This window comes from Rhodococcus sp. BS-15 (assembly GCF_000813105.1).
In the GTDB taxonomy this organism is placed as follows: domain Bacteria; phylum Actinomycetota; class Actinomycetes; order Mycobacteriales; family Mycobacteriaceae; genus Rhodococcoides.
In genome coordinates, this window is record NZ_BAOX01000288.1 from 1 (window position 1) to 5,994 (window position 5,994).

Here is a 5,994-nt window from a genome sequence, read left to right on the forward strand (position 1 = left end):
TGGTGGACGCCCCGGTCAGCGCGGCGCAGCAGCAGGTGCATTCGGTCGTCCCGGCGGAGCAGTTCGTCGTGGACGCAAGTCGAAGCGGGCGAAACGCGCCGAGTACGAGAGCATGCAGGCTCCCGCAGTCGGCGGCGTCAGGCTGCCCCGCGGCAACGGTGAGACCATCCGTCTCGCCCGCGGTGCGTCGCTGTCGGACTTCGCGGACAAGATCGACGCGAACCCGGCCGCACTCGTGCAGGCCCTGTTCAACCTCGGCGAGATGGTCACCGCGACGCAGTCCGTCAACGACGAGACGCTGGAGCTTCTCGGCGGCGAGATGAACTACGTCGTTCAGGTCGTCAGTCCCGAGGACGAAGACCGCGAACTGCTCGACTCGTTCGACCTCACCTACGGCGAGGATGCCGGCGGCGAGGACGATCTGGAACAGCGTCCCCCGGTGGTCACCGTCATGGGCCACGTCGATCACGGTAAGACGCGACTGCTCGACTCGATTCGCAACACCACGGTGCGCGAAGGCGAGGCAGGCGGAATCACGCAGCACATCGGTGCGTACCAGGTGCTGACCGAGCTCGAAGGCAACGAACGTCTCGTGACGTTCATCGATACCCCCGGTCACGAGGCCTTCACGGCCATGCGTGCCCGTGGTGCGAAGGCCACCGACCTCGCGATCCTGGTTGTCGCAGCCGACGACGGCGTCATGCCGCAGACGGTGGAGGCCATCAACCACGCCCAGGCGGCCGACGTGCCGATCGTGGTCGCGGTGAACAAGATCGACAAGGAAGGCGCGAACCCGGACAAGATCCGGCAGCAGCTGACCGAATACGGACTGGTCGCCGAGGAGTACGGCGGCGAGACGATGTTCGTCGACATCTCCGCCAAGCAGGGCACCAACATCGATGCCCTCCTCGAAGCGGTGCTGCTGACGGCCGACGCGTCGCTCGATCTGCGCGCCAACCCGGACATGGACGCCCAGGGTGTCGCCATCGAGGCGCACCTCGACCGTGGTCGTGGCCCGGTCGCGACCGTGCTCATCGCTCGCGGAACGTTGCGTGTCGGTGACTCGATCGTCGCCGGTGACGCGTACGGACGCGTTCGTCGGATGGTCGACGAGCACGGCGACGACGTCACCGAAGCGATGCCGTCTCGTCCCGTGCAGGTCATCGGCTTCACGTCGGTGCCCGGTGCAGGCGACAACCTGTTGGTCGTCGACGAGGATCGGATCGCACGTCAGATCGCCGACCGTCGAAATGCGCGCAAGCGCAATGCGCTGGCAGCCAAGAGCCGCAAGCGCATCAGCCTCGACGATCTCGACGCAGCTCTGAAGGAGACTTCGCAGCTCAACTTGATCCTCAAGGGTGACAACTCGGGAACCGTCGAGGCTCTCGAAGAGGCGCTGCTCGGAATTCAGATCGACGACGAGGTCGAACTGCGCGTCATCGACCGCGGTGTCGGTGGCGTCACGGAGACCAACGTCAACCTGGCGTCGGCATCCAACGCGATCATCATCGGCTTCAACGTTCGAGCGGAGGGCAAAGCCACCGAGCTGGCCAACCGCGAAGGCGTCGACATCCGGTACTACTCGGTGATCTACCAGGCCATCGACGAGATCGAGAAGGCCCTCAAGGGCATGCTCAAGCCGGTGTACGAAGAGGTTGCCCTCGGGCAGGCCGAGATCCGCGCGCTGTTCCGTTCCTCCAAGGTCGGAAACATCGCCGGTTGCCTCGTCACCTCCGGTACGATCCGTCGCAACGCCAAGGCGCGACTCATCCGAGACAGTGCCGTTGTCGCGGAAACCGTCACGATCTCCTCGCTCCGCCGCGAGAAGGACGACGCGACGGAGGTCCGTGAGGGCTACGAGTGTGGTTTGACGGTGACGTACTCCGACATCAAGGTGGGTGATGTCATCGAGGCGTACGAACTCCGTGAAAAGCCGCGCGACTAGAACAGATGCGGAGCCGTTCGGCTCCGCATCCGGTCGCGTCGGCTCGGTGGTGAAGCCAGGGGAGTGACACTGCGCTCCGACTTTCGAGCCGGTGGTGGTACGACAGATGTACCGCCACCGGCTTTGTCGTCGAAGCTGATCGAAGGACGTCAGCGTGTATCTGGGTGCTCTGGAGTTGGACGTGTTGTTGGGGGATGTGCGTTCGCTCGCCGAGAAACGGTCGATGGTGGAACCGGTCCTCGGTGATCTGCAACGGTTGGGAGTCTCGGCTGCCGAAACCGGTGAGCGAGAACGTATTCGGCGATCCCTGCTGGGGGTTGCCGCGGCCGGTACCGATGTCGACCTACTGCACGACAAACTGGACGAGTGCGAACGGCATGTCGCCGAACGCCACGATCTGGAACTGTTGGCAGTACGCCGGAGAATCTTCGGACCCGAGGATTGATCCGGGAAGTCTGCCGAGCACTGCTCGGCAGACGTGAAGTGCACAACCGTCGGTACGTCGCAACAGAATCGACGTTCGGCCATGAAAGAGGAGTGTGATTGTCGTGGTGGATCAGGCCAGGCTCGTAAGTTGTCCAAGCGAATCGCCGCCATCGTTGCAACGGCGATCGATCACGAGATCAAGGATCCACGGCTGGCATTCGTGACCATCACCGACACCAAGGTGACCGCCGACCTGCACGACGCCACGGTGTACTACACCGTGATGGGTGAAGATCTCGATACTCCGCCCGATCTGCAGGCGGCCGCTGCAGGACTCGAGAAGGCCAAGGGTGTACTGCGCTCGAAGGTCGGAGCCGGAACGGGTGTGCGGTACACGCCGACATTGACGTTCGTGACCGACACGGTGCCCGACACCGCGCGCCACATGGAAGATCTTCTCGAACGCGCCCGTGTGGCCGACGAGGAACTGGCCCGCGCCCGTGCGAACGCCAAGCCCGCCGGGGACCCGGACCCGTACAAAGCTCCGCGCGAAGTCGCAGACACAGATGGTCATTCCGCAGGCTCCACTCCTGGATTGGATGGTCGTTCCGCAGGCTCCACTCCTGCAGACGTCGAGCCCGCCGAAGCCGACTGACATGTCCGATGGTTCGGGGTCGGTGTCGGAGACCGACGAGGATCTGGCCCAGGCGATCGAGATGCTCGAACGTGCATCGTCGGTGACCGTGCTGTGTCACGTTCAGCCCGATGCCGACACGATCGGCAGTGGGCTCGCACTCGGTTCCGTTCTCGAACGTCGCGGCGCGACCGTCCAGGTGGCGTTCGCTGCACCGGCGTCCCTGCCCGAGTCGATGGACGAGTTGCCCGGTAGGCACCTTCTGGTCGACGCCGACCAGGTCACCGAGACCGTCGATCTGGTGGTCACGGTCGACGCCGGAAGTCGGGGTCGGCTGGGTTCGCTGGGTGACCGACTCGATACGGCGTCGGCCAGCCTCGTCATCGATCACCACCGCAGCAACACTCGGTTCGGAACGCTGAACGTGGTGCATGCATCCGCCGAATCCACCACCGCCGTGATCGCGCGACTGCTCGATCAGTGGGGCGTCGAGATCGATGCGGATCTGGCTCACCTGCTGTTCGCGGGCTTGGTCACCGACACCGGTTCGTTCCGCTGGGTTCGCCCGGGTTCTCATCTGCTGGCCGAGAGACTGTTGGCCACGGGGATCGACGGCGCGCACATCGCCCGCAAGCTACTCGACACCCACCCGTTCGACTGGCTTCCGATGCTCGGGTCCGTGCTCGGTTCGGCATCCTTGATTCCCGACGCAGCAGGTGGACGAGGGCTCGTGTATGCCGTGATTCGAAGCGAGGATTCGGCCGGACTGCGGTCCGAGGAAATCGAGAGCGTGATCGACATCGTGCGCACCACCTCCGAAGCCGAGGTGGCCGCAGTGCTCAAGCAACAGGACTTCGGCTCGGTCTGGGTGGTCTCCCTGCGCTCGAAGACCGAGGTCGACGTCTCTGCGGTGGCGTGCGAACTCGGCGGCGGCGGGCACCGCAACGCGGCCGGCTACACCGCGACCGGTGACCTGCCCGACGTGATCGATGCGCTGCGCGGAGCTCTTTCGACGTCGTGAGCTCCACTCCGGTCACCGCTCGAAAGATTCTCGGCCTGTCGCTGCCCTCCCTCGGCGTCCTTGCCGCCGAACCCCTCTACCTGTTGTTCGACGCCGCCGTGATCGGCAGGCTCGGTGCGTTGGCCCTCGCAGGCCTGGCTATCGGCGGGCTCGTGCTGGCCCAGGTCAGCACCCAACTGACCTTCCTGTCCTACGGCACGACCGCGCGAGCGGCTCGCATGCACGGTGCCGGTCGCGAACGCGATGCCGTCGGCGAGGGTGTGCAGGCAACCTGGCTGGCCTTCGCGATCGGTATCGCCATCGTCGCGGTGATGCAGCTCGCGGCCGAGCCCGTGGTGTCGGTGCTCACCGGCGGTGGCGACATCGCCGCGGAGGCGCTCGCGTGGCTGCGGGTGGCCTTGCTGGGTGTGCCGTTCATCCTGGTATCTCTGGCCGGAAACGGATGGATGCGCGGAGTCCAGAACACGGTGACCCCGCTGCGTTTCGTCGTGTTCGGCTTCGGTGTGTCGGCAGTTCTGTGCCCACTTCTCGTTCATGGGTTGCTCGGATTCCCGCGTCTGGAGCTGGTGGGATCGGCCGTGGCCAACGTGATCGGGCAGGGCGTCGCCGGTGCGCTGTTCGTCGTCGCGGTGGTGCGGGCGAGCACCGAATTGCGCCCGCGCTGGTCGGTGATGCGCGCGCAACTGGTGCTGGGGCGCGACCTGATCGTGCGCAGTCTGGCGTTCCAGGCCTGCTTTCTGTCTGCCGCTGCGGTCGCGTCGAGGTTCGGAGCGGCCTCTGTCGCCGCCAATCAGGTGGTTCTGCACATGTGGAACCTGGTGTCGTTGATGCTCGATTCGTTGGCAATCGCCGCTCAGACTCTGGTGGGTGCCGCCCTTGGTGCAAGCAGGACCGAAGACGCGCGCGCACTGGCGTGGCGATTGACGGCATGGTCGACGGTGTTCGCGGTCGTCCTCGCCGGCGTGTTCGCTGTCGGGCGCTCCTTCGTCCCGGAGTTGTTCACCACCGACGCGTCGGTCATCGACGAGATGCATGCGATCTGGTGGATCTTCGTCGCGATCATTCCCATTGCCGGGGTGGTGTTCGCGTTGGACGGAGTGCTGCTCGGCAGTGGTGACGCTGCTTTTCTGCGGAATGCGACCATGGCGTGCGCCGTCGTGGGCTTTCTGCCGTTCATCTGGTCGGCCCTGGTGTTCGACTGGGGGTTGGTCGGGATCTGGACAGGGCTCGGCGTTTTCGTCGGACTGCGGATGCTCGCGGTCGCGGGCCGGGTGCTGTCCGGTAAGTGGCTGGTGATCGGCAGCGACCGCCAACTACGCCACTGAGTGGTCTCGGTCAGGGCTGCGACGGCAATGCCGGGTGTAGTGCCACCTCACGGCTCTTGACGACGAAGAACACGCTGCGCCCGGGCTCGAGGCCGAGATCCGATACCGCAGCAGGGGTGATGTCGGCGGCCATGCCGGGAGACCCGTCGGGTTGCGGACGTGACCGAACACGAATCCCGGAGCCCTGCACCTCCATCTCCTCGATCACCACCTCGAACACGTTTCGGGGGCTGGCGTGCGGTGCAGTCGGGTGTACCGACACGGCGGCGGGGGAGAACACCGCTACCAGTGGAGTTCCGGTGGCGTGCCGCCCGGAGCCGTGGACCGTCCCTCCCCATGTTGTGATCAGGGACGTCGAGTCGTCGGCATCGACAGCCCGTCCCGAGATCAGGTTCACCCCGGCGATGCGGGCACCGAATTCGCTGCGAGGGGCGGTCAGTACCTCGGTGACCGATCCTCGCTCGACGACGCGCCCACCGTCGACGACCGCGACGGAATCGGCGAGCGCGACGACGTCGAGCAGATCGTGGGTGACGATCAGTGCCGTGCGGGCGCTCTCGCGTAGTACCGTGCGCAGCACTCGTCGGATGGCCGGTGCCGTTTCGACGTCCAATGCCGCGAGTGGTTCGTCGAGCAGCAGCAG

At 65.4% G+C, this 5,994-nt stretch carries 6 protein-coding genes; 5 read left to right on the forward strand and 1 reads right to left on the reverse strand.

Annotation, left to right across the window (positions count from 1 at the left end; genetic code table 11):
* From infB to RHBS_RS22880, 5 genes are all read left to right on the forward strand, one after another.
* A partial coding sequence (gene infB, locus RHBS_RS22860) for a translation initiation factor IF-2 (protein ID WP_128646488.1) occupies window positions 1-1,945 on the forward strand: 1,945 nt, incomplete at its 5' end.
* A 154-nt stretch (window positions 1,946-2,099) separates the two neighbouring features.
* Complete coding sequence (locus RHBS_RS22865) at window positions 2,100-2,390, forward strand: DUF503 domain-containing protein (protein WP_068050194.1); 291 nt, start codon at window positions 2,100-2,102, stop codon at window positions 2,388-2,390.
* An 81-nt stretch (window positions 2,391-2,471) separates the two neighbouring features.
* A complete protein-coding gene (rbfA, locus tag RHBS_RS22870; protein WP_128646489.1) occupies window positions 2,472-3,026 on the forward strand; it encodes a 30S ribosome-binding factor RbfA in 555 nt (184 codons plus the stop codon).
* Window position 3,027: 1 nt separating this feature from the next.
* A complete protein-coding gene (locus RHBS_RS22875; protein ID WP_128646490.1) occupies window positions 3,028-4,026 on the forward strand; it encodes a bifunctional oligoribonuclease/PAP phosphatase NrnA in 999 nt (332 codons plus the stop codon).
* The gene (locus RHBS_RS22880) at window positions 4,023-5,351 is read left to right on the forward strand and encodes an MATE family efflux transporter (protein ID WP_128646491.1); all 1,329 of its coding nucleotides are present in this window, start codon (window positions 4,023-4,025) and stop codon (window positions 5,349-5,351) included. The genes RHBS_RS22875 and RHBS_RS22880 overlap by 4 nt, the downstream gene beginning before the upstream one ends.
* A gap of 10 nt (window positions 5,352-5,361) precedes the next feature.
* Here RHBS_RS22880 and RHBS_RS22885 read toward each other — a convergent pair.
* Window positions 5,362-5,994 (reverse strand): TOBE domain-containing protein (locus RHBS_RS22885; RefSeq protein ID WP_187298602.1); only part of this gene is annotated, 633 nt, incomplete at its 5' end.

Bases quoted from the DNA above. Each gene is read 5' to 3' on its own strand.
- rbfA (WP_128646489.1), top strand. From the start codon at position 2,472: ATGAAAGAGGAGTGTGATTGTCGTGGTGGATCAGGCCAGGCTCGTAAG.
- RHBS_RS22875 (WP_128646490.1), top strand. From the start codon at position 3,028: ATGTCCGATGGTTCGGGGTCGGTGTCGGAGACCGACGAGGATCTGGCC.